This window comes from Agrobacterium sp. CG674 (genome assembly GCF_053521645.1).
In genome coordinates this window covers 488,662-515,202 of sequence record NZ_JBNWDZ010000003.1, presented here as the reverse complement: position 1 = coordinate 515,202, position 26,541 = coordinate 488,662, and the positions used below count along the sequence as shown (strand labels likewise).

26 protein-coding genes are annotated in these 26,541 nt (G+C 56.2%); 15 read left to right on the top strand and 11 right to left on the bottom strand.

Going from position 1 to position 26,541, the window contains the following annotated elements:
* Nucleotides 1–75 precede the first annotated feature (75 nt).
* The 3 genes from ACQZ51_RS11705 (at nucleotide 76) to ACQZ51_RS11695 (ending at nucleotide 1,849) form a co-directional block, all read left to right on the top strand.
* Nucleotides 76–654: a thermonuclease family protein gene (locus ACQZ51_RS11705; RefSeq protein WP_448777354.1), complete on the top strand. Its 579-nt coding sequence runs from the start codon at nucleotides 76–78 to the stop codon at nucleotides 652–654.
* Nucleotides 655–659: 5 nt separating this feature from the next.
* Nucleotides 660–1,292 (top strand): uracil-DNA glycosylase family protein, encoded by a 633-nt coding sequence (locus ACQZ51_RS11700; RefSeq protein WP_448777352.1) that lies wholly within the window; start codon nucleotides 660–662, stop codon nucleotides 1,290–1,292.
* A gap of 65 nt (nucleotides 1,293–1,357) precedes the next feature.
* A complete protein-coding gene (locus ACQZ51_RS11695) occupies nucleotides 1,358–1,849 on the top strand; it encodes an Lrp/AsnC family transcriptional regulator (protein WP_042619306.1) in 492 nt (163 codons plus the stop codon).
* A gap of 70 nt (nucleotides 1,850–1,919) precedes the next feature.
* Here ACQZ51_RS11695 and ACQZ51_RS11690 read toward each other — a convergent pair whose 3' ends face one another.
* From ACQZ51_RS11690 to ACQZ51_RS11670, 5 genes are all read right to left on the bottom strand, one after another.
* The gene (locus ACQZ51_RS11690) at nucleotides 1,920–2,744 is read right to left on the bottom strand and encodes a methyltransferase domain-containing protein (RefSeq protein ID WP_448777349.1); all 825 of its coding nucleotides are present in this window, start codon (nucleotides 2,742–2,744) and stop codon (nucleotides 1,920–1,922) included.
* Between the two features lie 74 nt (nucleotides 2,745–2,818).
* On the bottom strand, nucleotides 2,819–3,085 hold the full coding sequence (locus ACQZ51_RS11685) for an usg protein (protein ID WP_243255838.1): 267 nt from the start codon (nucleotides 3,083–3,085) through the stop codon (nucleotides 2,819–2,821).
* Between the two features lie 163 nt (nucleotides 3,086–3,248).
* On the bottom strand, nucleotides 3,249–4,079 hold the full coding sequence (locus tag ACQZ51_RS11680; RefSeq protein ID WP_448777347.1) for an ABC transporter permease: 831 nt from the start codon (nucleotides 4,077–4,079) through the stop codon (nucleotides 3,249–3,251).
* Complete coding sequence (locus ACQZ51_RS11675) at nucleotides 4,076–4,879, bottom strand: ABC transporter permease (RefSeq protein ID WP_448777345.1); 804 nt, start codon at nucleotides 4,877–4,879, stop codon at nucleotides 4,076–4,078. The genes ACQZ51_RS11680 and ACQZ51_RS11675 overlap by 4 nt, the downstream gene beginning before the upstream one ends.
* Before the next feature lie 125 nt (nucleotides 4,880–5,004).
* On the bottom strand, nucleotides 5,005–5,778 hold the full coding sequence (locus ACQZ51_RS11670; RefSeq protein ID WP_448777343.1) for an ABC transporter substrate-binding protein: 774 nt from the start codon (nucleotides 5,776–5,778) through the stop codon (nucleotides 5,005–5,007).
* Nucleotides 5,779–6,115: 337 nt separating this feature from the next.
* On the opposite strand from ACQZ51_RS11670, the gene ACQZ51_RS11665 reads away from it, so the two are divergent.
* Entirely contained in the window at nucleotides 6,116–8,206 is a 2,091-nt protein-coding gene (locus tag ACQZ51_RS11665; RefSeq protein WP_448777341.1) for an OmpA family protein, read from the top strand.
* Nucleotides 8,207–8,324: 118 nt separating this feature from the next.
* On the opposite strand, the gene ACQZ51_RS11660 is transcribed toward ACQZ51_RS11665, so the two are convergent.
* The 3 genes from ACQZ51_RS11660 to ACQZ51_RS11650 form a co-directional block, all read right to left on the bottom strand.
* Complete coding sequence (locus ACQZ51_RS11660) at nucleotides 8,325–8,963, bottom strand: outer membrane protein (RefSeq protein WP_448777339.1); 639 nt, start codon at nucleotides 8,961–8,963, stop codon at nucleotides 8,325–8,327.
* Nucleotides 8,964–9,346: 383 nt separating this feature from the next.
* Nucleotides 9,347–10,270, bottom strand: coding sequence for a pseudouridine-5'-phosphate glycosidase (locus ACQZ51_RS11655; RefSeq protein WP_448777337.1), 924 nt, complete (start codon nucleotides 10,268–10,270; stop codon nucleotides 9,347–9,349).
* Between the two features lie 30 nt (nucleotides 10,271–10,300).
* On the bottom strand, nucleotides 10,301–11,239 hold the full coding sequence (locus ACQZ51_RS11650) for a carbohydrate kinase family protein (protein WP_448777335.1): 939 nt from the start codon (nucleotides 11,237–11,239) through the stop codon (nucleotides 10,301–10,303).
* 247 nt (nucleotides 11,240–11,486) lie between these two features.
* On the opposite strand from ACQZ51_RS11650, the gene recA reads away from it, so the two are divergent.
* Complete coding sequence (recA, locus tag ACQZ51_RS11645) at nucleotides 11,487–12,575, top strand: recombinase RecA (RefSeq protein ID WP_042619314.1); 1,089 nt, start codon at nucleotides 11,487–11,489, stop codon at nucleotides 12,573–12,575.
* Nucleotides 12,576–12,766: 191 nt separating this feature from the next.
* Nucleotides 12,767–15,430, top strand: a complete 2,664-nt coding sequence (gene alaS / locus ACQZ51_RS11640) for an alanine--tRNA ligase (protein WP_448777333.1) — start codon at nucleotides 12,767–12,769, stop codon at nucleotides 15,428–15,430.
* A 137-nt stretch (nucleotides 15,431–15,567) separates the two neighbouring features.
* On the opposite strand, the gene ACQZ51_RS11635 is transcribed toward alaS, so the two are convergent.
* Nucleotides 15,568–16,194: a glutathione S-transferase family protein gene (locus ACQZ51_RS11635; protein ID WP_448777331.1), complete on the bottom strand. Its 627-nt coding sequence runs from the start codon at nucleotides 16,192–16,194 to the stop codon at nucleotides 15,568–15,570.
* Nucleotides 16,195–16,301: 107 nt separating this feature from the next.
* Nucleotides 16,302–17,516, bottom strand: a complete 1,215-nt coding sequence (locus ACQZ51_RS11630; protein WP_243255852.1) for an NADP-dependent isocitrate dehydrogenase — start codon at nucleotides 17,514–17,516, stop codon at nucleotides 16,302–16,304.
* A 209-nt stretch (nucleotides 17,517–17,725) separates the two neighbouring features.
* On the opposite strand from ACQZ51_RS11630, the gene ACQZ51_RS11625 reads away from it, so the two are divergent.
* From ACQZ51_RS11625 to ACQZ51_RS11590, 8 genes are all read left to right on the top strand, one after another.
* Nucleotides 17,726–18,256 (top strand): hypothetical protein, encoded by a 531-nt coding sequence (locus ACQZ51_RS11625; protein ID WP_448777329.1) that lies wholly within the window; start codon nucleotides 17,726–17,728, stop codon nucleotides 18,254–18,256.
* 77 nt (nucleotides 18,257–18,333) lie between these two features.
* Entirely contained in the window at nucleotides 18,334–19,164 is an 831-nt protein-coding gene (locus tag ACQZ51_RS11620) for an RNA methyltransferase (protein WP_448777327.1), read from the top strand.
* Nucleotides 19,145–19,975 (top strand): glutamate racemase, encoded by an 831-nt coding sequence (murI, locus tag ACQZ51_RS11615; protein ID WP_448777325.1) that lies wholly within the window; start codon nucleotides 19,145–19,147, stop codon nucleotides 19,973–19,975. Before ACQZ51_RS11620 ends, murI begins: the two co-directional genes overlap by 20 nt.
* Nucleotides 19,976–20,339: 364 nt before the next feature.
* The gene (locus ACQZ51_RS11610; protein ID WP_448777323.1) at nucleotides 20,340–20,576 is read left to right on the top strand and encodes a DUF1127 domain-containing protein; all 237 of its coding nucleotides are present in this window, start codon (nucleotides 20,340–20,342) and stop codon (nucleotides 20,574–20,576) included.
* A 70-nt stretch (nucleotides 20,577–20,646) separates the two neighbouring features.
* Complete coding sequence (locus tag ACQZ51_RS11605) at nucleotides 20,647–21,159, top strand: N-acetyltransferase family protein (RefSeq protein WP_448777321.1); 513 nt, start codon at nucleotides 20,647–20,649, stop codon at nucleotides 21,157–21,159.
* Between the two features lie 83 nt (nucleotides 21,160–21,242).
* Nucleotides 21,243–21,878 carry a LysE family translocator gene (locus tag ACQZ51_RS11600; RefSeq protein WP_448777319.1) on the top strand — a complete coding sequence of 212 codons (636 nt, stop codon included), beginning with the start codon at nucleotides 21,243–21,245 and terminating at the stop codon, nucleotides 21,876–21,878.
* Nucleotides 21,879–21,916: 38 nt separating this feature from the next.
* Nucleotides 21,917–22,789 carry an EamA family transporter gene (locus ACQZ51_RS11595; RefSeq protein ID WP_448777317.1) on the top strand — a complete coding sequence of 291 codons (873 nt, stop codon included), beginning with the start codon at nucleotides 21,917–21,919 and terminating at the stop codon, nucleotides 22,787–22,789.
* 131 nt (nucleotides 22,790–22,920) lie between these two features.
* The gene (locus ACQZ51_RS11590; RefSeq protein ID WP_448777315.1) at nucleotides 22,921–24,441 is read left to right on the top strand and encodes a helicase HerA domain-containing protein; all 1,521 of its coding nucleotides are present in this window, start codon (nucleotides 22,921–22,923) and stop codon (nucleotides 24,439–24,441) included.
* Between the two features lie 37 nt (nucleotides 24,442–24,478).
* Here ACQZ51_RS11590 and ACQZ51_RS11585 read toward each other — a convergent pair whose 3' ends face one another.
* A complete protein-coding gene (locus ACQZ51_RS11585; RefSeq protein ID WP_042619321.1) occupies nucleotides 24,479–25,462 on the bottom strand; it encodes a TerC family protein in 984 nt (327 codons plus the stop codon).
* Between the two features lie 443 nt (nucleotides 25,463–25,905).
* On the opposite strand from ACQZ51_RS11585, the gene rpsD reads away from it, so the two are divergent.
* Complete coding sequence (gene rpsD, locus ACQZ51_RS11580; protein ID WP_042619322.1) at nucleotides 25,906–26,523, top strand: 30S ribosomal protein S4; 618 nt, start codon at nucleotides 25,906–25,908, stop codon at nucleotides 26,521–26,523.
* Nucleotides 26,524–26,541: the final 18 nt, after the last annotated feature.

The following is a 26,541-nucleotide window of genomic DNA, read 5'->3' as shown; positions in this document are numbered from 1 at the left end:
CTTAGTGGCAAAATCTTAAGAAGATGCTGCGCCGAAAGGATTTGTTTGCCATTTCTCCAAAGGGTTTGTTCGTACATGAGACGAAAGTCAGGCAAGATCAGCCGCTGGTTGAAAGATGGCATTGTCGCAGCTCTGCTGCTGGTAGCAGGCACTCTTGTCGCAGCGCGGGTGGATGGCATTCATCAACAGACATTTTCCGGTCGCTTCAGCGTTGTGGATGGTGACACAATCGCCCGTGACGGTGAACGGTTTCGCCTGATGGGGATCGATGCGCCAGAGCTGAGCCAGAGCTGCAGTCGCGAAGGAAGTGACTGGCCCTGTGGCAGGCAGGCCAAGACATATGTTCAAACCTTGCTGCAAAGTGGAGATTTGGACTGTGAGGGGAGCAGCCGGGACCGGTACAAGCGCTTGCTTGTCAGGTGTCATATCGGTGCGCGCGATCTGGCGGGGGAAATCGTGGCTGCGGGTTATGCGGTGACAACGGAATACTTCCTGTTTTCGCGCGAGCAGACCCTTGCCCAGAACAAGGGGCTCGGCATCTGGTCAGGCACCTTCGAGATGCCCGCAGACTGGCGCAAAGAACGCAAGGCCGCCGATATGGATGTGCCGCTTGCCGGTGTGCTCACACTGCTGCGCCATGTTCTGGGATGGTGATGCCGATGAAGGATGAGGAGAGCCTGGAGGCCTTGCGATTGCGGATTGCGCGATGTCGCATCTGTCGCGATGCGCCGCTGAAAGGTGAGGCGGACCGCCTGCCGCACGAGCCAAGGCCCGTTGCGGTAATTTCCAGCAAAGCGAAAGTGCTGATTGCCGGACAAGCGCCGGGCCTGCGGGTTCATGAAAGCGGGCTGCCTTTCGACGATGCGTCCGGCAACCGGCTGCGCGAATGGCTGGGTGTGGACCGGGAAACGTTTTACGACGCGGACAGGTTCGCAATCGTGCCCATGGGCTTCTGTTTTCCGGGCTATGACGCCAAGGGCAGCGACCTGCCTCCACGACGCGAATGTGCGCCGCTCTGGCGTGACGAGGTCATGAAAGCCATGCCGCAAATTGACCTGGTTCTGGCTGTCGGCCAATATGCGCAGGCTTGGCATCTGGGCTCACGCCGTATGAAGACAATGACCGAGACGGTTCAAAACTGGCGCAGCTTTTTACATACCAATCAGGATACGCCGATCATACCTCTGCCACATCCCAGCTGGCGCAACACGGCGTGGCTGAAGAAGAACCCGTGGTTCACTGCGGAGTTGTTGCCTGTGCTTCGTCAGTCTGTGGAAAGGCTGCTTCGGTGAAACAAATTTCTTTTTTTATCTGTGATTTCGTATAAACAGAGGAAAATATTCTTGAGGAGAGAGAATTGGACCGTCTCGACCGAAAAATACTACGGATTTTGCAGGAAGATTCCACTCTGGCTGTTGCTGACCTTGCAAAAAAGGTCGGACTTTCCACAACGCCATGCTGGCGCCGCATCCAGAAGATGGAAGAGGACGGCGTCATCCGCCGTCGCGTTGCCATTCTCGACGCGGGCAAAGTCAACACCAAGGTTACGGTCTTCGTTTCGATCCGCACCGCCTCTCACTCCATCGAGTGGTTGAAGCGCTTTTCGGAAGTCGTTTCCGAGTTCCCCGAAGTCGTCGAATTCTACCGCATGAGCGGTGACGTCGACTACCTGCTGCGCGTCGTTGTGCCTGACATTGCCGCTTATGATGCGTTCTATAAGCGCATGATTGCCAAGATCGAAATCCGTGACGTGTCGTCTGTCTTTGCAATGGAGCAAATCAAATACACGACCGAACTGCCATTGGATTACATGCAACTGGACAATGCTAAATCCGGCGATGATTCCTGATCACTGTTGTCAGAGCGTTTCCCGCTAAAGGAAACGCTCGAAGGGTTTGGGCGCGCTAGGCGCCCGTCCGTCAACCCTTGTATTTCGCGATAACCAGATGACCCGGTGTCGGGTGGCCGTCCTGCATGCGGACGTTGATGTTTGTGACCTCGACAATGTCAAAGCCCGTCGCAGCCAGGCGCTCCCGGATATAGGTTTCCGAATGCGCGAAACGCTGGTGCGGACCGACCATGTAAGGGCGACCGGCCATGGTTTCTGAGGGCAGCGTTTCGGACGAAAAGACGAAAAGGCCACCTTCTACCATGTTCTCCGCTGCGCCAAAGAAGATTGGCTCCAGCGCGCCGAGATAGGGCAGAACGTCTGTCGCCGTGATCAGGTCAAAGGCTTCGTCGTCATTGTCTTCCAGAAAATCCTCGACTTCGGCCACGTACAGCGTCTCATAGATATCTTTTTCATGGGCGATTTCGACCATGTTTTCGGAAAGATCCATGCCGGTGATATCAGTGGCCATGTCGCGCAGCGCTTCGCCTGTCAGGCCTGTGCCGCAGCCCAGATCGAGCATGCGCTTGAAGGGCCCTAGTTCCAGCGTTTGCAGGCGCTGGCGGACGGCCATTGGCACTGCATATCCCAACTGATCAACCAGAATGCCCTCGAAAGCCTCAGCCTGCTGGTCAAACAGCGTTTCGACATAAGCATCGGGTGCCTTGGGCGGCGTTTCGCCGCGACCCATGGAGGCGATGCGAACGGCGGCACCGCCATGATCTTCCGGGTCAATCGCCAGAACCTCTTCATAAGCCTTGACGGCGGCGTCGATATCACCCGCTTTTTCCAGGGAAAGAGCGCGATTATACGCCTCGGCAAGAGCTTCTTCGTCGATCTTCTGGTTGTTTGTCATGGCGCGCATCCGGACTTTGCTTGAAATCGAAGTCTGATTAAGCTGCAAATCCGGATGGCGCAATCCTTGTTTTGTCAGTGAAGAATGAACTCGCCCTTCAGCGACCGCCACTCCTGCGCCGAAATCAACTGGCGGTGAGTATAGCGAACCGAGTGCAGGGGGCCGTCCAGTTTCTCCTTCCAGAATTTCAGGAAGCCGTGCATTTCAGGAAAGTCAGGCGCAAGATCATAGTGCTGCCAGAGGTAGGTTTGCAGAACGACTGGATGGTCGGGCATTCTGTACAGTATTTCAGCAGTGGTCAGACCGTAGCCCTTCAGCATCATTTCCATGTCTTTGTTCATGCTGGCTGCTCCCGTTCTCAATGGTCGCCGATATCGCTTTCGATACCGATAACCATGGGAACACGAGATCCTTAACCGAACCTTGCTGAAACGCCCTTCCGTCACAAAATATTTATATTTATCAGTCTGTTAGCATTCATCCTCTGGGAGTGCTGCCACTCTTCTACCGGTTGAGATGCCGTGTGAGGCGCCGCTCGATACGCGCCCATGTGTTGCGCAGGATTTCGACGATCGTCAGGTAGAATATCGCTGCCCACAGATAGGTCTGGTAATCGAATGTCCTTGAGAAGGCGTAGCGGGTCTGGCCCATCAGGTCGAAGACGGTGACGATTGAGACCACGGCGGATCCCTTGATCATAAGGATGATCTCGTTGCCGTATGGGCGCAGCGCCACGATCAGTGCTTGGGGAAGAATGATTTTCCAGAATGTCACGGCCTTGGATATGCCGAGAGAGGCTGCGCCTTCATGCTGGCCCTTTGAAACGCTGATAATCGCACCACGCAGGATTTCCGCCTGGTAGGCCGCCGTGTTCAGCGTCAGCGATAAAAGACCGCAATACCATGCCTCACGGAAGAACCACCAAAGGTGAACGCTTTCGAGTTCCGGGCGGAAACTGCCAAAGCCGTAATAGATGAGGAAGAGCTGCGCCAGCAAAGGCGTGCTGCGAAACACGTAGACATAGACATAGGCCAGCGTGCCGATAACACGGTTTTTCGACATGCGGGCAAAGGCGAGCGGCAGCGAAAGCAGGGCGCCGAGAATGATGGACGTTCCGACCAGCGTCAGCGTGGTGATCAGGCCGTCGATATAGCGCGGCCCGTAGCGGGTGAACTTGTCGATGCTCCAGCCTGAAATCATGAAGGAGAGAAGACCAAGGCCCAGCAGCAGCCACAGACCCGTCACGCCATAGCCCAGCACTTTTGAGGCATTAAGGGTTTTCCCCACGGCTGGCGGCGCGGGGCGGGCAGGGATCAATTCTTGCGCATGGCTCATCGGCTGGCCTCCGAGCGACGCGACCAGCGGTCAATATAGCCAAGGCCCAGGGACGAGATCAATGCGAGGATGAGGTACAGAAGGCAGGCTATGCCATAGAAGAAGAATGCTTCCTTGCTGACGCGCGCCGCGATGCCAGTCTGGCGCACAATATCTGAGAGGCCAATGATCGACACATAGGAGGTATCCTTCAGCAGGATCATCCACAAATTCGTCATGCCCGGCAGTGCGATGCGGATGAGCTGCGGAATGATGATCAGCACCATGGTCCGGCTGCGCGAAAGCCCAAGCGCATCACCCGCTTCATATTGTCCCTTGGGAATGGCACGGAAGGCAGACAGCAGAACTTCGGACGCATAGGATGAAAACACCACCGACAAAGCAATCATGCCAGCGACAAAGGCGTTGATTTCGATTGGTCCCGTAAAGCCGAGGTAACCGCCCGCCGACTGCAACAGCATCTGAATGCCGTAATAGACGATGAACAGCGTCAACAGTTCCGGCAAGCCGCGAAAGATCGTCGTGTAGATGCCCGCAGCAAGCCGCAGAGATTTTTCTTGCGATTGTGCCGCCAGAGCGATCAGGAAGCCTAGAATGAGGCCGATCGGCAAGGTCGCGAGTGCCACGGAGATGGTGATCTTGACGCCGAAAGCAATTTCATCGCCCCAACCAGCGTCGCCGCAGGCCACAAGTGTGCCGTTGCCGAAGAGGGAAAAGATGCCAACCGGGCCGCAGAATGGATCGAAGAGATACGTGAGATAGGTCCAGAACGAACCTATGGCGGAAAATACTCCGCTCATGCCAATTTCCCCTACGGTCTTCGCCGCTTGCTTCGTATTGTTTCGTCTTGTTTTATATTTCTGTTTTCAAACAAAAACGGCGGAAGGGCAAGCCTTCCGCCATCATATTTCAACAGAACAATCGCTTACTGGCCGTAAACGTCGAAATCAAAATACTTGTCGTTGATCTTCTTGTATTCACCATTTGCGCGGATGGCTGCAATGGCTGCCGTCAGCTTGTCTGCCAGCGCCGTGTCGCCCTTGCGCACTGCAATGCCGGCGCCCTGACCGTTGATCACCTCATCAACAGGCATTGCTGTCAAAATCTTGCAGCATGCGCCTGCGTCCGACTTGACCCACTCCGACAGGACCACGATGTCGTCGATGACGCCATCGATACGGCCATTGGTGATGTCGAGCTTGTACTCGTCAGCGGTTGGGTAAAGTTTCAGCTCGGAATCGGCAAGGTGCTTTTCAGCGTAGTTCGCATGGGTGGTAGAACCCTGTGCGCCGATGCTCTTGCCCTTCAGGTCTTCTACCGACTTGATGGTGCTGTCCTTCGGCACGGCAATGGCTGGTGGTGTGTTGTAGTACTTCTTGGAGAAGTCCACCTTTTCCAGACGCTCAGGCGTTATCGACATGGACGCAACGATTGCGTCGAACTTCTTTGCCTGCAGAGCAGGGATGATGCCATCCCAGTCGTTGGTCACAAATGTGCATTCGGCTTTCATCTCGACGCAGAGCGCCTTGGCGATATCGACATCGAAGCCGGTCAGTGTGCCATCCGCCTGGAGAACGTTGAATGGGGGGTAGGCGCCTTCCGTGCCGATGACCAGCTTGTCCTGCGCCATGGCGGCACCGGAGAAAAGCGTCATCGCGGCAATCGATGCAGCAGCGAGCAGACGGGTGGAAATACGCATTTCGATCCTCTCTTTCGGCGTGTCTTCCGTCCAGCTTGTTATTTTTTCTGGACGGTAAATGTTTCGCGCAATTGGTTGAAGGTATCAAGTGCAATCTGCGCTTGGCGGATAGTCTTATCCCTTCATCTAAAATGCAACCCTAATCGTTTTGCATTGCGAGATACGCCACATTCAGTTCACGAAATGGCCTAAATCTGTTCATTTCCGGTACAGCCCGCCTTCGCCATGATGGGAACAAGCCTGAAGTTCAGGCGTTGTTCAGCGCCTGCATGTGCAGCCTCTTTTTAGCAAGCTGCAATACACGCGCTACAAGACCATCACTAGGTGAGGAACTATAATGCTCAAGAAGAACAAGCTGCTGACCGGGGTGGTTTTTCCCCTGATGTCTTTCGCAATAGCGATTGATCCCGCAATGGCGGCATCTTTTGCTGGCGAAAGCGCTGCACACTATACATCCCGTCAGGTCGAACCTGCCACAGTTACGGGTGTATTGCTGGCGCAGGCGGAACCACCAGCTGAAGAGCTGCCGAAAAAGCGCGCACCAGCGAAAGAAGCCGAGCCAGAGCAGCCCAAGGCTGAGCAGCCAAAGGAAGAAGCGCCGCGCCGCGAGGCTGCGCCTGAAGCCGAACCCAAGCGCGAAGCTGAACCAAAGCGCGAAGCTGCGCCCAAGCGTGAAGCGCCACCTGAGCCGGCAGCCGAGGCCGCTCCACCACGTCCTCGCCGCGAAGCCGCGCCAGAAGCCGGTGCCGAGCCACAGCGCCCACGCCGTGAAGCCAAGCCAGATGCCGCAGCCGAACAAGCTGCACCGGAGCAGCAGCAGGAACGTCCTCGTCGCCCGAAAGCCGACCAGCAGCCAGCAGCTGAAGGCGAGCGTCCACGCGCGCCGAAGGCGGAAGCTCCAGCCGCCGGTGAAGCGACGCCGGAATCTGCAACCCCGGGCAAGAAGCCTGCCGCACCAGAGCCCGGTGCAACGGCCGCACCTGTGCCAAAGGAGCCGCCGACACCCGGCAGAGCGCCTGCGCCGAGTGAACAGCCAAACCCGGCCCCTGGTCAGCAGCCATCTGAGCAGCAACGCCCACCGCGTGCCCAGAGCGGTGAGCAGCCAGCGATCCCTGTAGCGCCAGTCGCACCACAGGATGGCCAGACCACCGGTCAGGCACCAGCCGGTGAGCCTGTTCCGGCGCAGATTGCGACACCACAACAGGAAGCCGCTCCATCGACTAAGCAGGAGCTGGACAAGGCTCGCGCTGTTGCCAAGGATCCTTCGAAGTCCGCCGACACGGTCATTTTGCCGATCGACAAGGGCGCAGCCGTTCTGGATAGCGACAAGGAAGCCGAACGCTCTGGCAACCAACAGTCACGCGATCAGCGTCGTCAGGAGCGTGAGGCCGTTCGTGACTTCAAGGTCCCGACATCTGACGCGGAAGCACAGTCCCGTCGTGGTGACAGCAATGCGGCACAGATCGTCATTCAGGCCATCACCTCCATGCAGGGTGAGCGCGTAGACCGTCGTCCAGAGTATGACCGTCCCGAAGGCGTGCGTGAATGGCAGCCGCGCGACATGCCACGTGGTGGCCGTGATCGCGACATGGGCGACCGTGTGTTCCTGCAGTATGGCGATCGAGTCGTTGTGCGCGGAGATGATAATGACCGTTTCGTTCGTGATGGCGCCAAGCCATATTACGAGCGCCTGTCCGAAGGCCGCGTTCGTGAAACCGTCGAGCGTCGGGATGGTAGTCAGGTCGTGACGATCCGCAACCGTTACGGCGATGTCGTCCAGCGTTCGCGCATCGATGACCGTGGTCGTGAATATGTGCTGTTCTATGCGCCTGAGCTCGTAGACCAGCCGGACCGCGAATATGTGTATCGTGACCCGGGTCTGGATCTTCCACCAATGCGCTTGCGTATTCCCGTGCAGGACTACATCATCGATACATCAAGCGAGCCGGACCGCGACTACTACCGCTTCCTCGAGCAGCCACCGGTCGAGCCTGTAGAGCGCGTCTATTCCATGGATGAAGTGCGGTACTCCGCCCGTATCCGCGACAAGGTGCGCCGTATCGATCTTGATACCATCACCTTCGCAACAGGCAGTGCGGAAATTCCGATGAGCCAGGCACAGTCTCTGCGCAAGGTGGCAGATGCCATGAACAAGGTGCTCGAAAAGAACCCCGCCGAAACCTTCCTGATCGAAGGTCATACGGATGCCGTGGGCGATGACCAGAGCAACCTCGTTCTCTCTGACGAGCGTGCCGCTTCCGTTGCCAATGTGCTGACCGACGTCTACGGCATCCCGCCGGAAAACTTCGCAACACAGGGTTACGGCGAACGCTTCCTCAAGGTCCAGACGCTCGGCGCATCCCAGGAAAACCGCCGCGTAACGATCCGTCGTATCACGTCGCTCGTGAAGCCTGTCGCTCAGAAGTGATGTAACGCGAGCCTGATAAATCGGGATTGTCCCGACAGATTAAGCCCCCGAAAGTTGATCTCAACTTTCGGGGGCTTTTTAAATTGTGGCGCGCAAGACTCGCCCGCCAGAACTGCGATTAGAACTTCACGGCAAGGCCGATGTTCACAGCGTGCTGCGTTGTGTCAAAGTCGATACCGGCAATGTCGGCATTGCCATAGTCATTGTAGCGATATTCCACACGCGTGAAGATGTTCTTTGTCAGAGCAAAATCGACGCCAGCACCGACCGTCCAGCCCTTGAGCGTCTCTTTTTGGCCTTCAGATATGTTTTCCCAATATCCCTTCGTTGCGGTGAACCCGCCGGATACAAAGAACAGAGCGTGATCTACAGCGTAACCTGCCCGTCCGCGGACAGAGCCAGAAACATCTGTTCCGAATTTGTTGTTGCCTACAAAATCGACGTCATTCCAGTCGTAACTGACATCGGCTTCAACGCCGAGAATGACGTTGTGCCCAACGTCAAAATTCCAGCCGCCAAAACCGCCAACGCGTCCGCCATTGAAATCACCTTCTGCCTTGGCGCCGCTTTGTGAAAGTGTGCCTTCCATCCAGCCATACCCGCCATGGATACCTGCGTAACCGCCAGCCCACGAGAACTCAGAGGTTTCAACAGCTGTCGGCGCAGATGGAACTTCATTCACGGCATCAGCCGCGATAGCGCTGCTTCCCCAGACTACGGCAATCGTTGTGGTTGTAAAAATGAAACTTCTGAACATATGCGTCTCCACTCGCTTTGATACGTATCAGCATAATCAGCGTCGCTTTGCGCGTATGTAGTAAAAAAGACACAGAATTCAGGATGTGCAGCGTAAGTAAATATTCAATAAATATAATTCATAAAGAAAGCCCAGGTATTTAAGACCTATTATAGATTAGAAATTTAATCTGAATTAAAAAAATTTCACTATTTTTACCCTCATCCTCCGCGGATACAACCATGTGTTTGTGCGCGGCTGCGTGCTTCTTACGCGAAATTCGCCTTTCAGAGAGCGAATCGCTCATTCAGACGTTGCATGCAGCTGAGGCGGCCCCGCAAAATTTATTATCCTGCGGGGTCAGTGTTGAGCAAATGCGACGCGCTTTCTTAATCGCCAAGCACTCAGATAAGTGCGACGGCGATCTCTGCGGCCAGACGGGCATTGTTGCGGACCAGTGCAATATTGGTGTCCAGGCTGCGGCCTTCGGTGATTTCGAAGATTTTCGAAAGCAGATAAGGCGTAACGGACTTTCCAGCGATCTCGTCGTCCTCCGCGTGGGAAAGGGCGCGGGTGATGTAGATCTCCATCTCCTCGCGGGAGATTTCGTCCTCTTCCGGCACGGGGTTGGCAACCAGCATGCCGCCATCAATGCCAAGCTGTTCGCGCGTTGTCTGGAAATTGGCGATGGCTGCTGGGCTGTTCAGCGAGAGCGGGCTTTTAAGGCCAGACGCCCTTGACCAGAATGCCGGAAACTCCGTCGATCCGAAGGTCACGACAGGAACGCCATTCGTTTCCAACACCTCAAGCGTCTTTGGAATGTCGAGGATTGCCTTGGCACCGGCGCAAACAACGATAACGCCGGTTCGTGCCAGTTCGGTCAGATCAGCGGAGATATCGAAGCTCGTTTCAGCGCCGCGATGCACGCCGCCAATGCCGCCAGTTGCGAAGACCTTGATGCCTGCGTGTTCAGCAGCAATCATGGTGGCGGCAACAGTCGTTGCGCCGGTGCGACGCTCGGCGATGGCGAAAGCGATATCGGCACGTGATACTTTCATCGCATCCGTTGTCTTTGCCAGTGCCTCTAGCTCGTGCTTTTCGAGCCCGATATGCAAGGTGCCGTGAATGACGGCGATGGTGGCCGGAATGGCGCCCTGATCGCGGATGATCTGTTCCACGCTTTCAGCCATCTGGATGTTGCCGGGATAAGGCATTCCGTGGGTGATGATGGTTGATTCGAGGGCGACGATGGGTGCGCCGCGCTGCTTGGCGGCGGCAACCTCAGTCGAATAAGCGATGGGCAAAAGCGGGGGAATGGATTTTGTCATTGGTTCTTCCGATCTATATCAGCGGTCTGTTCATACCATTTCTGCCGGTGGCACAAGGGCCAGCATGGCATCGAGCGTGTTCTGGTTTAATTCCGGGGCGGTTGCGCTGGGGGATTGGACGGTGATGGCCGCAGCCGCAGCACCCCATCGCAGCGCCTGTGATGGTGGGTGCCCCTGCCTGATGGCGGCCAGATAACCCGAGGCCATCGCATCTCCCGCACCGGTGACATCTCGTACCGAGGTAATAAGGGGCGGGTGCTGAATGGCCGTTTCCCATTCGTTGAAACCCACGACGTGCCGTGCACCGCTGGTGATGACGCCGCCGCGAAGGCCGAGCGATTTCAAAAGTTCCGGCCATTCTCGCACGTCTTCCACATCAGCGCCGGTCAATGCCCGCGCCTCTGCCTCATTCATAAAGAGAATGTCGATATCGGCCAAAGCGGGTTTAAGCTTCACAACTTTCGCAGGCGATATGGCGATGGCCGCGAGCGGCTTCTCGCAGGCGCGCGCAGCCACGCTCAAAGCCAGCAACGTGGCCTCCGGCAGGTTGGCATCGCAAAGAATCGCATCGCTTGCCATGATGGCCTCGCGCACGGCCCGCACCCGTAGGCGGCGCGGGGTGAAAAGCGTGTAGAGCTCCATATCTGCAATAGCGATAACAAGGTTTCCATCCCGTTCAAGGATGGCCGTGTAGCTTGGTGTGCTGCGATCGAGGAATGTGAACGGCGTATCTTCGACGCCAGCGTCTCTTGCCGCCGCGGCGACTGTCTCTCCATTCGCATCGCCACCACGCGGCGCGATAATCCTGACCTGGAAGCCGAGGCGCGACAGGTTGCGGGCTGCATTGAAACCGCCGCCGCCAGCCTCCTCCATCCATGCGCCGGGATTGCTTGCTCCGACCACGGTTTCCGTCTGGATCATCCCTCGACGGTCAATATGTGCGCCGCCGAGAACGAGTAATTTATTCACTGCCGTTTTTCCCCATGTCAGCCGTCAAATGCGTATCGATTCGGTTTTTGAAAGCCTTTGAGACCCTGATGCAAGGTAATGTTTTTCCACAGCTTGAAAACAAAAACAAATGTAGAACAAAGGACTTATCCATATTTGATTTCAATATGATGATGCCCCATTGCGGGATGAGAACAAATAAAGTACAAAACGGCCATCGAGAGCTTCATTGCCTGTGCGGCTTCAATAACCTAAAGGTGGTTTCCAGATGGCACAAAATTCTTTGCGTCTTGTAGAGGACAAAGCAGTGGATAAAAGCAAGGCACTGGAGGCGGCGCTTTCCCAGATCGAACGTTCGTTCGGCAAGGGATCGATTATGAAGCTCGGTTCCAATGAAAGTATCGTCGAGGTCGAGACCGTTTCCACAGGTTCGCTCAGCCTTGATGTGGCGCTCGGTATTGGTGGTCTGCCCAAGGGCCGTATCATCGAGATTTACGGACCTGAAAGCTCGGGTAAGACGACGCTCGCTTTGCAGACAATTGCAGAAGCGCAGAAAAAGGGCGGTATTTGCGCTTTCGTGGATGCCGAGCATGCGCTCGATCCGGTCTATGCCCGCAAGCTCGGTGTCGATCTCCACAACTTGCTGATTTCGCAGCCCGATACGGGTGAACAGGCGCTTGAAATTACCGATACGCTGGTGCGTTCCGGCGCGGTCGACGTGCTTGTCATCGACTCCGTTGCTGCGTTGACGCCGCGTGCGGAGATTGAAGGCGAAATGGGCGACAGCCTTCCTGGTCTTCAGGCTCGTTTGATGAGCCAGGCTCTGCGCAAGCTGACCGCCTCGATTTCGAAGTCGAAGACCATGGTCATCTTCATCAACCAGATCCGCATGAAGATCGGCATTTCCTACGGTTCGCCTGAGGTGACCACTGGTGGTAACGCGTTGAAGTTCTACGCATCCGTGCGTCTCGATATTCGTCGTATCGGCGCCGTCAAGGACCGCGAAGAGGTTGTGGGCAATCAGACCCGCGTCAAGGTCGTCAAGAACAAGATGGCACCTCCCTTCAAGCAGGTCGAATTCGACATTATGTATGGCGAAGGCGTTTCCAAGACGGGCGAGCTTGTCGATCTGGGCGTGAAGGCTGGTCTGGTCGAAAAGGCCGGTGCATGGTTCTCCTACAAGAGCCAGCGTCTGGGGCAGGGGCGTGAAAACGCAAAGACCTTCCTCAAGGAAAACCCCGCCGTGGCCGAAGAGATCGAACTGGCGTTGCGCCAGAATGCTGGCCTCATCGCTGAAAAATTCCTCCAGAACGGTGGACCTGAGGCGGATGCGGATGGGGTTGATCCCGACGCATGATGGTTTTTGCCGGACGGAAAATTCGGCAATATTCTGGTGTTTGAAGATCAAAGGTCGTGCGATTGTGTCGCACGGCCTTTATTTGTGCTGTGTCCTTGCCCTGTTTGGCTGGACAGGCCGAGTGGCGGACGATAAAAGCCAGTGTTTTTTATGCTATGGCCGCGGGATCGCGTGGAAATGAAGGACTTCTGATGAGCGGTGTAAATGAAATCCGGTCGACCTTCCTCGACTACTTCAAGAAGAACGGTCACGAGATCGTGCCATCCAGCCCGCTTGTGCCGCGCAATGACCCGACATTGATGTTTACCAATGCGGGCATGGTTCAGTTCAAGAACGTCTTTACCGGATTGGAAAGCCGTCCCTATTCCACGGCTGCATCCTCGCAGAAGTGCGTTCGCGCCGGTGGCAAGCATAACGATCTTGATAATGTCGGCTACACCGCCCGCCATCACACCTTCTTTGAAATGCTCGGCAACTTCTCCTTTGGTGACTATTTCAAGGAAGAGGCGATTACCCACGCCTGGAACCTGATCACCAAGGAATTCGGGATCGACAAGAACCGCCTGCTGGTGACTGTCTACCATACCGACGACGAAGCCTTTGATCTCTGGAAGAAGATTGCCGGTTTCTCCGATGATCGCATCATCCGCATTCCCACCAGCGATAACTTCTGGGCAATGGGCGATACCGGTCCTTGCGGTCCCTGCTCGGAAATTTTCTATGATCATGGCGATCATATCTGGGGTGGCCCTCCCGGTTCTGCAGATGAAGATGGCGATCGCTTCATCGAGATCTGGAATCTCGTCTTCATGCAGTATGAGCAGGTAACGAAGGAACAGCGTATCGACCTGCCGCGTCCCTCCATCGACACCGGCATGGGCCTTGAGCGTATTTCCGCGCTTCTTCAGGGCAAGCATGACAATTACGATACAGATCTGTTCAAGGCTCTAATTGCCGCATCCGTCGAGGCCACGGGCGTTCCGGCGGAAGGCGATAACCGCGCCAGCCACCGCATCATTGCTGATCACCTTCGCTCGACCGCCTTCCTGATTGCCGATGGCGTGCTGCCGTCGAATGAAGGTCGCGGCTATGTGCTTCGCCGCATCATGCGCCGCGCCATGCGCCACGCAGAATTGCTCGGCTCACGCGAGCCGTTGATCTGGAAGCTGCTGCCCGCGCTCGTGCAGCAGATGGGCCGCGCCTATCCTGAGCTGGTACGCGCCGAGGCGCTGATTTCCGAAACGCTGAAGCTGGAAGAAACCCGGTTCCGCAAGACGCTGGAACGCGGCCTCTCGCTGCTGTCTGATGCAACGTCAACCTTGAACAAGGGCGATATGCTGGATGGCGAAACGGCCTTCAAGCTTTACGACACCTATGGCTTCCCGCTCGATCTGACACAGGATGCGCTGCGCGCCCGTGAAATTGGCGTTGATGTATCAGGCTTTACCGGCGCTATGGAGCGCCAGAAGGCTGAGGCACGCTCGCACTGGACAGGCTCCGGCGACAAGGCGACCGAAACCGTCTGGTTCGAGCTCAAGGAAAAGCACGGTGCGACCGAGTTCCTCGGTTACGACACAGAGACTGCAGAAGGTGTCGTCCTGGCCATCGTCAAGGATGGCAAGTCCGTGAATAGCGCAGCTGAGGGTGAGACCGTCCAGATAGTCGTCAACCAGACGCCTTTCTACGGTGAGTCGGGCGGCCAGATGGGCGATACCGGCATCATCTCATCGGACGATGGCGCGTTCTCCGTTTCTGATACGCACAAGAAAGGCGAGGGCCTGTTTGCGCATCTCGGTTCCGTTTCCAAGGGCGGAATCAAGGTTGGAGATGAAGTGCAGCTGACTGTCGATCACGACAGACGGTCGCGCTTGCGTGCCAACCATTCCGCCACGCACCTTTTGCACGAAGCTTTGCGCGAGGTTCTTGGCACCCATGTGGCTCAGAAGGGCTCGCTGGTTGCGCCTGAGCGCCTGCGTTTTGACGTCTCTCATCCCAAGCCCATGTCGGCTGAAGAGTTGAAGATTGTCGAAGACATGGCAAATGAAATAATCCTGCAGAACTCACCTGTCGTCACGCGCCTGATGAGCGTTGACGATGCCATTGCCGAAGGCGCTATGGCGCTGTTCGGTGAAAAGTACGGTGATGAAGTGCGCGTTGTCTCCATGGGCACTGGCATCCATGGTGCCAAGGCAAACCGCCCATATTCGGTCGAGCTTTGCGGCGGCACGCACGTCTCCGCGACCGGCCAGATCGGTCTGGTGCGTGTGCTGGGCGAAAGCGCAGTGGGTGCAGGTGTGCGCCGCATCGAAGCGGTGACCGGTCCTGGCGCACTCGCTTATCTTGCCGAGCAGGATGAGCGCGTGAAGGCTTTGGCGTCATCGTTGAAGGTTCAGCCTTCCGAATTGCTGGCCCGAGTTGAAAGCCTTGTCGATGAGCGCAAGAAGATGGAGCGTGAGCTGAATGACGCCCGTCGCAAGCTCGCAATGGGTGGCGGTTCTTCTGAAGGCTCTGCTGGTGATGTGAAGGATGTCGGCGGCGTCAAGTTCCTGGCCAAGACCCTGTCCGGCATTGATGCGAAGGATCTGAAGAGCCTTGCTGACGAAGCCAAGTCCGGTCTCGGCTCCGGCGTCGTATTGCTGATCGCGGTCTCCGAAGACGGCAAGGCCAGCGCAGTCGCAGCTGTGACCGAAGACCTGACAGCGCGCTTCAGCGCGGTTGATCTCGTTCGCACGGCGTCGGCAGCACTGGGCGGCAAGGGTGGCGGTGGTCGTCCAGACATGGCTCAGGCCGGTGGCCCGGATGGTGACAAGGCAGATGCGGCGATTGAAGCTGTATCGGCGTCTTTGGCTGGCTGAGTACGGTGGTTCTCTGACACCGCGGAAACGAGTAGCATGATCGAATGTGCTTAGACCCTCGGGACAAGCCCGAGGGTGACGAAGGCGAGGTAGGACTTGCGTCTTAGCTCCCCCATTTCTCTTTAAATGTCGGCGGTTCAGCCAGCCGCTTGCTGTGCCTTCAGTGCATCGTCATCCATCTGCGTTGCTCGCTTGTAGGCTTCACGCTCTTTCAGATTGGCGGTATAATCCACGAAGCGCTGACGTTTCTCGATCGTCCCGAATTGCATCCCCCAGCTAAGTTGTGAGCCGATATAGACGTCGGCGGCGGTGAACTGATCACCTGCAATATAGCGGTTGGCTTCAAGCGCCTTTTCGATTGTATCCATGACATCGCTATAGGCACCGCAACCCGCCATGCGCTGCTTGTCTGGCCCAATCTCAAAACCCATGGATTTCGTGGTCACAGACATTTCCAGCGGACCTGCGGCATAGAAAAACCAGCGATAATATGTGCCGCGTTCTGCGATAGGCGGGGCGAGGTTGGCCTGCGGAAATGCATCAGCAAGATAGGCGCAGATCGCCGCAGTTTCGGTAATCACTGTGTTTCCATGCTTGATGGCCGGAACCTTGCCCATCGGGTTGATGGCCTTGTAGGCATCCGACTTCATCGCGCCTGCATAATCCAGATATTCGGTGTTGTAGGTCGCGCCAACTTCTTCCAGCATCCAGCGCACGATGCGCCCGCGGGACATGGGGTTGGTATAGAGTGTGAGGTCGCTCATGGTGTCTTCTCCCTATTCGACGTTGATGCGGCTTGGCATCTGTTAAACTCAAAAGAAAACCCGGCGCAGTGGCCGGGTTCTCAGTATCAGTGTCTGTGCAAGGCCAATTAGGCGGCCATGGCCAGCTTGAGGTTTTCGTCGACCTTGTCGAGGAAAGCCGTTGTGGACAGCCAAGGCTGATCTGGTCCGATGAGCAGCGCCAGATCCTTAGTCATGTAACCGGCTTCGACGGTGTCTACGCAAACGGTTTCAAGCGTTGCTGCGAACTTTGCCAGTTCGGCATTGTCATCCAGCTTGGCGCGGTGAGCGAGACCACGGCTCCATGCGAAGATCGACGCGATGGAGTTGGTCGAGGTTTCCTGACCCTTCTGGTGCTGGCGGTAGTGACGGGTCACTGTGCCGTGAGCAGCTTCGGCTTCAACCGTGCGGCCATCTGGCGACAGAAGAACCGAGGTCATGAGGCCGAGAGAGCCGAAGCCCTGTGCAACCGTGTCGGACTGAACGTCGCCGTCGTAGTTCTTGCACGCCCATACATAACCGCCGGACCACTTGAGCGCGGATGCCACCATGTCGTCGATGAGGCGGTGCTCATAGGTGATGCCGACTTCTGCGAACTTCGCCTTGAATTCAGCCTGATAGATTTCTTCGAAGATATCCTTGAAGCGGCCGTCATAGGCCTTGAGGATGGTGTTCTTCGTGGACAGGTAAACAGGCCACTTGCGCATCAGGCCGTAGTTCATGGATGCGCGTGCGAATTCGCGGATCGACTCATCCAGGTTGTACATGGCCATGGCCACGCCAGCGCTTGGCGCATCGAAAACGTCTTTTTCAATGACCTGGCCGTCTTCACCAACGAACTTGATCGTCAGCTTGCCCTTGCCTGGGAACTTGAAATCAGTTGCCTTGTACTGGTCGCCGAAAGCGTGACGGCCAACAACGATTGGCTTTGTCCAGCCTGGAACGAGGCGCGGCACGTTCTTGCAGATGATAGGCTCGCGGAAAATAACGCCGCCCAAGATGTTGCGGATCGTGCCGTTCGGGCTCTTCCACATCTGCTTGAGGTTGAATTCCTTGACGCGATCTTCGTCTGGCGTGATCGTTGCGCACTTGATGCCAACGCCGTGCTTCTTGATGGCGTGAGCAGCATCAATCGTTACCTGGTCGTTGGTAGCATCGCGGTTTTCAACCGAAAGATCGTAGTATTCGATGTCGAGATCGAGGTACGGCAGGATCAGCTTGTCCTTGATGAGCTGCCAGATGATACGGGTCATTTCGTCGCCGTCTAGATCGACGACCGGATTGGCTACCTTGATCTTTGTCATAAATTCCTCACCTTCGAGAATGATGCGCCGGGAGGGCGCGATATTCAAAAAATATCCCGTGGCGCTATAGCATCGCGAGCGTCGAAGGCAAAGCCATATGCATGCCTTTTTTGGGTGTGAGACAACCAAAACGCGTTGCTAAAAGTCGCGGGCGAATTAAAGTCTGGCGATTCGCTTACGTCGGGTAAGCCTTGCTCCAGGACATCATCATGCGGAAATTTCTGCTCACCACTGCTGCCATTCTCTTTTCCACCCACGCCATTGCCGCAGACCCGACAGAACCTGTGAAAAAGGTAATGGATATCACAGTCAAGAACTGGTCGGGCGAAGCGCAGGACTGGAAATACATATTCGATGAAGATCTGCTGAGCACGCTGTTCAGCAAGGCATTTGCGGCACAATATCGCGAATCGTCGAAGAAGCCCGCCTCTGAAGTCGAGAGTGGCGAAAAGGGTGACCCGTTCGGTTACGACGTTGTCACCAACTCGCAGGATGGCTGCCCGTTGCAGGATGTTGCCATCACGCCCGCGCCAGCCAAGGACGGCATGACAAGCGTGAACGTCAAGTTCAAGCTGTGGGCCTGCATGGATGAGGCGGAGATGAAGGCGAGCGTCGATCAGGTCGATTTCGATGTCATCGAGGAAGATGGTAAGCCTGTGATCAGCGATATCCATCGCGTGGGCGATGATGGTCGTGATTCGCTCGTTCAGGAAATGGCAAACATCATCAAGGGTGAATAAGCCGCATTTCCCGGCTCGTGCCTTTGATTTGTCCTTAAATCTGTGCCAGTGAAACGCCAAAATATTGGAAGGCGACTATGGCAGGTACAAACAGCGAGCTTGAGCTTCTTGCAGAGGGTCCGGCGATCATTCTTGTCGAACCCCAGCTGGGTGAAAACATCGGCATGGTGGCACGCGCCATGGCCAATTTTGGTCTGGCCGAGTTGCGGTTGGTCAATCCGAGGGATGGATGGCCGAATGAGAAGGCTCGCTCCGCCGCCTCGAAAGCCGACCATGTCATCGATAACACGCGGGTTTTCGATACGATCGAAGAGGCGACTGCCGATCTGCAATTCACCTATGCGACGACAGCGCGGGAGCGCTATGGTTTCAAGCCGGTGCGCGCGCCCGTGGTTGCGGCGGAAACCCTGCGCTTGAAATTCAGTTCTGGCGAAAAGACCGGCATTCTGTTTGGTCGTGAGCGCTGGGGCCTGACCAATGAAGAGGTGGCGCTGGCCGATGAGATCGTAACGTTTCCGGTCAATCCAGCCTTTGCCTCGCTCAATATTGCGCAGGCCGTTTTGCTCATGTCCTATGAGTGGATGAAGTCCAGCATGGAGGACCTCAGCCAGACGCTGTTTGAGCCTCTGGAACAGCAGCAGGCGACGAAAGAGCAGCTTTACGGCCTGTTCGAGCAGATGGAAGAAGCCCTGGATGCCCGCGGATATTTCCGTCCAGAAGGCAAGAGACAGCGGATGATTGAAAATCTGCGGGCGGTCTTGTCTCGCCGCGCGCTTTCTTCGCAGGAAATCAACGTTTTGCGTGGTGTGTTTGGCACATTCGATAAATATGGACGCCAGACACCGAGGGGCAGCAATGGCCCCTATGCTGCAGAAAGCGTGAGGGAAGATGGCGCCGACGACGCGTGATCCCATGCTGCCAGGGTCAAAGCCGGTGCTCGTTCTGGATAGCGGCATTGGCGGCTTGACCGTCTTGCGCGAAGCAAGAGTGCTGATGCCGGAGCGCGGCTTCATCTATGTTGCTGATGATGCCGGTTTTCCGTATGGCGGGTGGGAAGAAGGTGCGCTGACTGAGCGGCTGCTTTCATTGTTTGGCTGGCTCATCGAGACCCACCAACCGGAAATCTGCATTGTTGCCTGCAATACGGCGTTTACACTTGCAGGTGCGGCTCTTCGCGCAAAATTTCCCGATATGACATTTGTCGGCACAGTTCCCGCTATCAAGCCGGCGGCAGAGCGCACGCGTTCGGGCCTTGTTTCGGTTCTGGCAACGCCTGGCACCGTGAAGCGTGCCTATACGCGTGATCTTATCCAGTCTTTCGCCTCTCAATGCCATGTCCGGTTGGTTGGGTCGGAAAACCTCGCCCGCATGGCGGAAGCATGGATACGCGGAGAGCCTGTTTCGGATGACGCGGTGCTGGCGGAAATATCGCCGTGCTTCGTTGAGGAGAAAGGTGCGCGCACGGATATTGTTGTGCTGGCCTGCACCCATTATCCGTTCATGGCCAATGTCTTTCGCAAGTTGGCGCCATGGCCGGTGGACTGGCTGGATCCCGCCGAAGCCATTGCGCGACAGGCGCGTCGAAAAGTCGAAATGGTGCAGGGTGCCGAGCATCCAGAAGGCTTCGACTTTGCGATTTTCACATCCGGCCAGCCCGACTTTACAACGCGCCGCCTTATGCAGGGCTTTGGTCTGAAGGTCGCCGCCCCGCAACGGTAACTGTTGCATATTTGCTTCAATTTTGATTTCGGTTGCAATTTTCGATTGAGGCTGTTGCCTTGTGAAAAAAGCTGTGGCAAAAATTACAAGCTCGCAACTCAAACTCAGGAGGCGTTATATGACTACATTTACGAACCATCGCCTCGCTGGCGTAGCACGTCGGATGATGCCGGTCCTTACCGCAATTACCGTGATATCTTTCCGATAAAGGTCTGCTGACGCGGCCTTTCTCTGCCTCCGGGCATTCCAACACCTAACAACCGCAGACTTATCGTGTCGTCGCATTTTGCACGTCCGATTCCTTTTGCGCATTTTTCCCATCACGAAAGGGCCTGGTTGCTGAAACGCGCCGGGACGGATTCTTATGTCCAATGAACAATCTATACGTGTAACTAATGTTTCGACCGCTGTTGATGAGCTGTTCAGCCATTTTGGCGTCTGGGTAACATTAAGAGCCATGCTCGTCGTTGCATGGAAGCGTCACCAGACGCGGGCTCACGTTTCGCATTTGTCCGATCACATGCGGCGTGACATCGGCCTTCCGGTTATCAAAGAACGGAAAGCGCCGCCACTGATACCCCCCTGGGCCCCGCGCTTTTGAGATGGCCACCTTCTCGGCGGCAATGCTGCCGGGAAGGTTCTCACATTAAACGACAGAATTGAGAACGCTGATGCAAGTTACAATAAACAAGCTGTCCGGCCCTGACGCTGGAGACTATCGCTCCCTTCGACTGGAGTGTCTGGCCGCTCATCCGGAATCCTTTGGCTCATCCTTTGAAGAGGAGTGCCTGCTATCCCTCGAAGACTTCGCACAGCGCCTCGAACAACACGATATTTTTGGTGCTCGACGATCTGATACGAATGTCATGGTTGGCACTGTGGGTCTGCATCTCTCCGCAACTGTTAAACTCAGGCACAAAGGGTTGATTGTCGGGATGTATGTGCGGCCGGAAGTGCGCGGATCGGGCGTCGGTGCAGCGCTTGTTCAACACGTTTTGGACTATGCGCGGCCAATTGTTGAACAGGTCAACCTTGTCGTGGAGGCATCGAATGTTGGTGCATGCGGGCTCTATAGGAAGCTAGGTTTCGAGCAATATGGATACGAGCCACGTGCGCGCAAAGTCGGGCAGACCTATTATGACGACGTCCTGATGGCGCTCGCGCTGCGCGATGGGCAAGCTTGAGCTTCCCGTGATCGCAATTTTCCTTGATCTTGTTCCGGCCTGATGGCTTGCTTTCCGTTATCATCGCCAAGGGAGACATGATTATGCCGATTGAGAACTGGCTGGCCTTTGTTGCCGCATCTGCTGTTATGCTTGCCATTCCCGGACCGACGATTCTGCTCGTCATTTCCTATGCGCTGGGCCATGGGCGAAAGGCGAGCACGGCGACTGTCGCTGGCGTGGCGCTGGGGGATTTTACGGCGATGACGGCGTCGATGCTGGGGCTGGGTGCGCTGCTTGCGACATCCGCCGCGCTGTTTACGGGTCTCAAATGGGTGGGGGCCGCCTATCTCATCTATCTTGGTATCAAGATCTGGCGGGCGCCGGTGAGCGGCGAGGGCGCAGGGGAAGCGCTGCTAAAGGGCAGGGAACGTCCGCTCAAGATCTTCCTGCATACCTATGTCGTTACGGCGCTCAATCCCAAGAGCATCATCTTTTTCGTGGCGTTCCTGCCGCAGTTTCTCACGCCGTCTTTGCCCTTCTGGCCACAGGTCATGATATTTGAGGTTACATTCCTTGTGCTTGCCACCTGCAACGCGGCTCTTTATGGATTGCTGGCAAGTGCGGCCCGCAACTCCATTCGCAAGCCAAATGTTCAACGTATCGTCAACCGTACGGGCGGCAGCCTGTTGATCGGGGCTGGTTTGTTGACCATGGGTTGGAAGCGGGCCGTCGGTTAAGAGCGCCGCGATATCCTGCGGCACCGATTGGAATTCACATGGCAGTGCCGCATATATTTCTCGCCCTCATTACCGTGTTTTTGTGGGGGTTCAACTTCGTTGTCATCAAGGTCGGCGTCATGGATATGCCGCCCTTGTTTCTGACGGCGTTGCGGTACTTTTTCGCCGCTGTTCCGCTCATCTTCTTTCTGCCGCGCCCCAAGGTGCCGTGGCAGCATATGGTGGTCTACGGCATGGTCATGGGCTGCGCGCAGTTCGGGCTTTTATACACTGCCATTAAATGGGGCCTGCCTGCGGGGTTGGCTTCGTTGGTCATGCAGTCGCAAGCCTTTTTCACCATGGCGCTGGCCGTAACCCTGCTGGGTGAAATTCCTTTGAAATCCCATGTGGCGGGAGCCGTTGTCGCGTTCAGCGGGCTGGCCGTCATTGGTCTTGAGCGGCTGAACATCAGCGCCATGGTGCCGCTTTTAATGTGTGTCGGCGCGGCCTTCAGCTGGGCAATTGGCAATATCGTCAATCGCAAGGTGGGCAGGGTCAACGCGATTTCCTTCGTGGCGTGGACCAGCCTTGTGCCAGTTCTGCCACTTGTTGCCCTTTCGCTCGTTCTGGAAGGTCCGCAGGCCATCGCGGCGGGTATGGCAACTGGAAATCTCATGACGGTTTTTGTCGTCGCTTACATGGCCTATGGTGCGACAATCGTTGGCGCAGGGATATGGAGCTTTCTTCTGCTTCGCTATCCAGCGGGAACCGTTGCGCCATTTTCACTTCTCGTGCCAATTGTCGGCTTCATCGGTGCATATTATGCTTTCGACGAGGAGATCACGTTGCTCGAGATTATCGGCAGCGCGCTCGTGGTTGCAGGACTTGCGCTCAACGTGTTCGGACGCCGCATTTCATTGGGGCGTGGCTGATAAGGCGTTTGCGATATTCCCTGTGCATTGTCGCGATGCGCGGGCGCATTCGTCGAAATATTTGGTAAAGAGAAGGTTCGCGCGGCGCATCGTCAGCACGTCATCTTTTCGCAGTGCAGGGAATTGTCAAATTGCAGGTCGGTATCGACATGGGAACGCTATCGGGCGGGCAGTCAGCTAAGCTCGATATTGAGGAATTGCTCGCCACACGCTTGCTGGTGCAGGGCAACTCCGGCTCAGGGAAATCCCATCTGCTCCGCCGTTTGCTGGAGCAATCCGCTCCCTGGGTGCAACAGGTCATCATCGATCCGGAAGGCGATTTCGTTACGCTGGCGGATAAGTTCGGCCATGTGGTGGTGGATGGCGAGCGCACGGAAGGTGAGCTTTCCGGCATTGCGAACCGTATTCGCCAGCACCGTGTCTCCTGCGTTCTGACGCTAGAAGGCCTGGATGTAGAACAGCAGATGCGCGCCGCCGCTGCCTTCCTGAACGGGCTTTTCGATGCGGACCGCGAGTTTTGGTATCCTGTCCTTGTGGTGGTGGATGAGGCGCAGATGTTTGCCCCTTCCGTTGCCGGTGAGGTCACGGAAGACGCCCGCAAGATGTCTTTGGGTGCCATGACGAACCTGATGTGCCGTGGCCGCAAACGCGGTCTGGCAGGCGTTATTGCCACGCAGCGCTTAGCAAAGCTTGCCAAGAACGTTGCAGCAGAGGCCTCCAACTTCCTCATGGGCCGCACCTTTCTCGATATCGATATGGCGCGTGCAGCCGATCTGCTGGGTATGGATCGCCGTCAGGCGGAAATGTTCCGCGATCTCCAGCGCGGAAATTTCGTGGCGCTCGGCCCCGCGCTGTCGCGTCGTCCCTTGCCGATCATCATTGGTGCGGTGGAAACCTCGGCACGCTCGTCGTCGCCGAAGCTCATGCCGCTGCCCGACTCACCGCAGGATGTGGAAGACCTGATCTTTACGCCTGACCCGGAGGAATTCACCCGCGCACCGGTGCGCCGTACCCCGCCGGCACCGCGCCCAACGACCGATATTCTGGCCGAGCTTGTCCGTTCCACGCCAGCCATTGGCGGCCCGGAGCCGCAGCAGCCGACACAGCGCAGCAGCCAGCCGGAAATGTCGCCAGAAGAGCGCGAAGAGAAGATCTCTGCGGTGCTGACTGAAATCATGGACGATCCGCAATCGGCCTATCGTACCGACGCCGTTCTCTATCAGGAGTTTCTGGTGCGTGCCCGTATGCGGCGCATTCCCGGCACGCCCATGGCGCTTTCCGAGTTTCGCCGTCAGGTCGCCATCACCCGCTCCGGCGTGGATGCGCAGATGGCGGCAAGCGAGGACTGGCAGAGGGCGCTTGCACTCTCCAAGAACGTTTCAGACGATTTGCAGGGTGTTTTCCTGTTGCTGGTCAAGGCTGCGCTCAATGAAGAGCCATGTCCTTCAGATGCCCGCATCGCGCGCGCCTATGGCACGCATTCCGCGCGTCGCGCCCGTATGCTGCTCGGCTATTTCGAGGAGAAGGAATTGGTGGTCGTGCATGCCGATTTCTCTGGAAAGCGCATCGTTGCCTTCCCTGATCTCGACGCAAAAACCGCACCCGGGGATGCGGATGCGGCTGATGAAACTTCAAAGTTGGCAGCAGAGTAAACTATGAAGGCGGCTTTTGCCGCCTCCACATCTGTCATTATTCTACAGCTTTCGTTTCATTGCGGGTTGCCCACAGAGAGCCGATGATGCCGGTCGCAAGGATCGCGACTGTCACACCGAGCGATACTGTCGGCGGGATTTTGGCAATGCCGAGCATGTCGGCCACGAAGATTTTCGAACCGACGAAGACCAGAACCGCAGCCAGAGCATATTTCAGATATGCAAAGCGGTGGATGAGGGCAGCCAGCGCGAAGTAGAGAGCGCGAAGGCCAAGAATCGCGAAGATGTTCGATGTGTAGACGATGAACGGATCGGTGGTGATCGCGAAGATCGCCGGGATCGAATCAACCGCGAAGATAAGGTCGGCAATTTCGACCATGATCAGCGCGAGGAACAGCGGCGTTACAAACGTCTTCAGCTTGCCCGTCTTTTCGTCGACTTCCTTCACGATGAATTTTTCACCGTGCAGTGCATTGGTGACGGGCAGGTGCTTGCGCAGGAACTTCAAAATCTTGTTGTTGCCGATATCGTTCGCATCATGATCTGACGAGAACAGCATTTTGAGGCCGGTAAAGACCAGAAACGCCGCGAAGATATAAAGCACCCAGTGGAAGTTCTCGACGATGGCTGCACCAGCGGCAATCATGATACCGCGCAGAACGATCACGCCCAGAATACCCCAGAGCAGCACGCGGTGCTGATATTGCCGAGGGATGGCAAAGTAGGAGAAGATCATGGCGATGATGAAGATGTTGTCCATCGCCAGGCTTTTTTCAACGACAAAGCCTGTCACGTATTCCAAAGCCAGTTGCTGGCCGGACTGATACCAGATCCAGCCGCCGAAGGCCAAGCCGATACCGATATAGAAAGTGGACATCAGCATGCTTTCGCGAATGCCGATTTCCTTGGAGTTTTTGTGCAACACGCCCAGATCAAGGGCGAGAAGACCTAATACGAGAGAAATAAAGACAGCCCACATCCAGGTGGGGGTGCCGAGAAAATCAGCGAAGAGAAATTCCATCAGTCAACCTTTGGCCGGACGAGGTTGGCTTTTCAGATGGGGACGCGTGATAAAAATATAGACGTGGCCCCATCTTCAAGAGACTCGACATCGCGTATTGTCCGGTAATACGCCAGAGGGGCCCGAGTCCTGATCACGAACGAGAAATAATGTGGCGAAAACCTGTTTCAAGAGGGCCGTCAAACTTTTTTCTCGTTGACTTCTTTATGAAGGAACCATAGAAGCCGCACAACACCGGGCAGCAATGCTCGGTGTTATCTGTTGATTGCCTTGCAGCTCGAAAGTTGTCGTACGGCAATCGACATCACCGACATGTCCCGTGGCTTCTCCATTCGCAAATGTGAGAAACCTGTCAGAGGTCCTAAAACGGGACCTCAGAGGAGGGCGTGTTTCCTTGATCCGGTTTGGTAACAAACCGGTGTAACATTCTGAAAGGAAATACGATGAGCAAGCGCGAATCGTCTAAGTATAAAATTGACCGCCGTATGGGCGAAAATATCTGGGGTCGTCCTAAGTCCCCAGTAAACCGCCGCGAATACGGCCCAGGCCAGCACGGCCAGCGCCGCAAGGGCAAGATGAGCGACTTCGGCACGCAGTTGCGCGCCAAGCAGAAGCTCAAGGGCTACTACGGTGAAGTCCGTGAAAAGCAGTTCCGTGCAACTTACGACGAAGCTAACCGTCGCAAGGGTGACACATCCGAGAACCTGATCGGTCTGCTCGAGTCCCGTCTGGACGCGATCGTATACCGCGCAAAGTTCGTTCCGACTGTTTTTGCTGCTCGCCAGTTCGTAAACCATGGCCACGTCACGGTTAACGGCGTTCGCGTCAACATCGGTTCTTACCGCTGCAAGCCAGGCGACGTTATCGAAGTTCGCCAGAAGTCCAAGCAGCTGGTAACGGTTCTGGAAGCTGTTGCTCTCGCAGAGCGCGACGTTCCTGACTACGTTGAAGTTGATCACAACAAGATGGTTGCGACATTCGTTCGCGTTCCTGCTCTTGCTGACGTTCCTTACGCCGTCGTCATGGAACCACACCTCGTGGTCGAATTCTACTCGCGTTAATCTGCGTGTAGCATCCAT

Excerpts from the sequence above, each read along its gene's own strand:
- ACQZ51_RS11705 (WP_448777354.1), top strand. The coding sequence starts at position 76 with ATGAGACGAAAGTCAGGCAAGATCAGCCGCTGGTTGAAAGATGGCATT.
- ACQZ51_RS11700 (WP_448777352.1), top strand. The coding sequence starts at position 660 with ATGAAGGATGAGGAGAGCCTGGAGGCCTTGCGATTGCGGATTGCGCGA.
- ACQZ51_RS11690 (WP_448777349.1), bottom strand. The coding sequence starts at position 2,744 with ATGACAAACAACCAGAAGATCGACGAAGAAGCTCTTGCCGAGGCGTAT.
- ACQZ51_RS11685 (WP_243255838.1), bottom strand. The coding sequence starts at position 3,085 with ATGAACAAAGACATGGAAATGATGCTGAAGGGCTACGGTCTGACCACT.
- ACQZ51_RS11680 (WP_448777347.1), bottom strand. The coding sequence starts at position 4,079 with ATGAGCCATGCGCAAGAATTGATCCCTGCCCGCCCCGCGCCGCCAGCC.
- ACQZ51_RS11675 (WP_448777345.1), bottom strand. The coding sequence starts at position 4,879 with ATGAGCGGAGTATTTTCCGCCATAGGTTCGTTCTGGACCTATCTCACG.
- ACQZ51_RS11670 (WP_448777343.1), bottom strand. The coding sequence starts at position 5,778 with ATGCGTATTTCCACCCGTCTGCTCGCTGCTGCATCGATTGCCGCGATG.
- ACQZ51_RS11665 (WP_448777341.1), top strand. The coding sequence starts at position 6,116 with ATGCTCAAGAAGAACAAGCTGCTGACCGGGGTGGTTTTTCCCCTGATG.
- ACQZ51_RS11660 (WP_448777339.1), bottom strand. The coding sequence starts at position 8,963 with ATGTTCAGAAGTTTCATTTTTACAACCACAACGATTGCCGTAGTCTGG.
- ACQZ51_RS11655 (WP_448777337.1), bottom strand. The coding sequence starts at position 10,270 with ATGACAAAATCCATTCCCCCGCTTTTGCCCATCGCTTATTCGACTGAG.
- recA (WP_042619314.1), top strand. The coding sequence starts at position 11,487 with ATGGCACAAAATTCTTTGCGTCTTGTAGAGGACAAAGCAGTGGATAAA.
- alaS (WP_448777333.1), top strand. The coding sequence starts at position 12,767 with ATGAGCGGTGTAAATGAAATCCGGTCGACCTTCCTCGACTACTTCAAG.
- ACQZ51_RS11635 (WP_448777331.1), bottom strand. The coding sequence starts at position 16,194 with ATGAGCGACCTCACACTCTATACCAACCCCATGTCCCGCGGGCGCATC.
- ACQZ51_RS11630 (WP_243255852.1), bottom strand. The coding sequence starts at position 17,516 with ATGACAAAGATCAAGGTAGCCAATCCGGTCGTCGATCTAGACGGCGAC.
- ACQZ51_RS11625 (WP_448777329.1), top strand. The coding sequence starts at position 17,726 with ATGCGGAAATTTCTGCTCACCACTGCTGCCATTCTCTTTTCCACCCAC.
- ACQZ51_RS11620 (WP_448777327.1), top strand. The coding sequence starts at position 18,334 with ATGGCAGGTACAAACAGCGAGCTTGAGCTTCTTGCAGAGGGTCCGGCG.
- murI (WP_448777325.1), top strand. The coding sequence starts at position 19,145 with ATGGCGCCGACGACGCGTGATCCCATGCTGCCAGGGTCAAAGCCGGTG.
- ACQZ51_RS11610 (WP_448777323.1), top strand. The coding sequence starts at position 20,340 with ATGTCCAATGAACAATCTATACGTGTAACTAATGTTTCGACCGCTGTT.
- ACQZ51_RS11605 (WP_448777321.1), top strand. The coding sequence starts at position 20,647 with ATGCAAGTTACAATAAACAAGCTGTCCGGCCCTGACGCTGGAGACTAT.
- ACQZ51_RS11600 (WP_448777319.1), top strand. The coding sequence starts at position 21,243 with ATGCCGATTGAGAACTGGCTGGCCTTTGTTGCCGCATCTGCTGTTATG.
- ACQZ51_RS11595 (WP_448777317.1), top strand. The coding sequence starts at position 21,917 with ATGGCAGTGCCGCATATATTTCTCGCCCTCATTACCGTGTTTTTGTGG.
- ACQZ51_RS11585 (WP_042619321.1), bottom strand. The coding sequence starts at position 25,462 with ATGGAATTTCTCTTCGCTGATTTTCTCGGCACCCCCACCTGGATGTGG.
- rpsD (WP_042619322.1), top strand. The coding sequence starts at position 25,906 with ATGAGCAAGCGCGAATCGTCTAAGTATAAAATTGACCGCCGTATGGGC.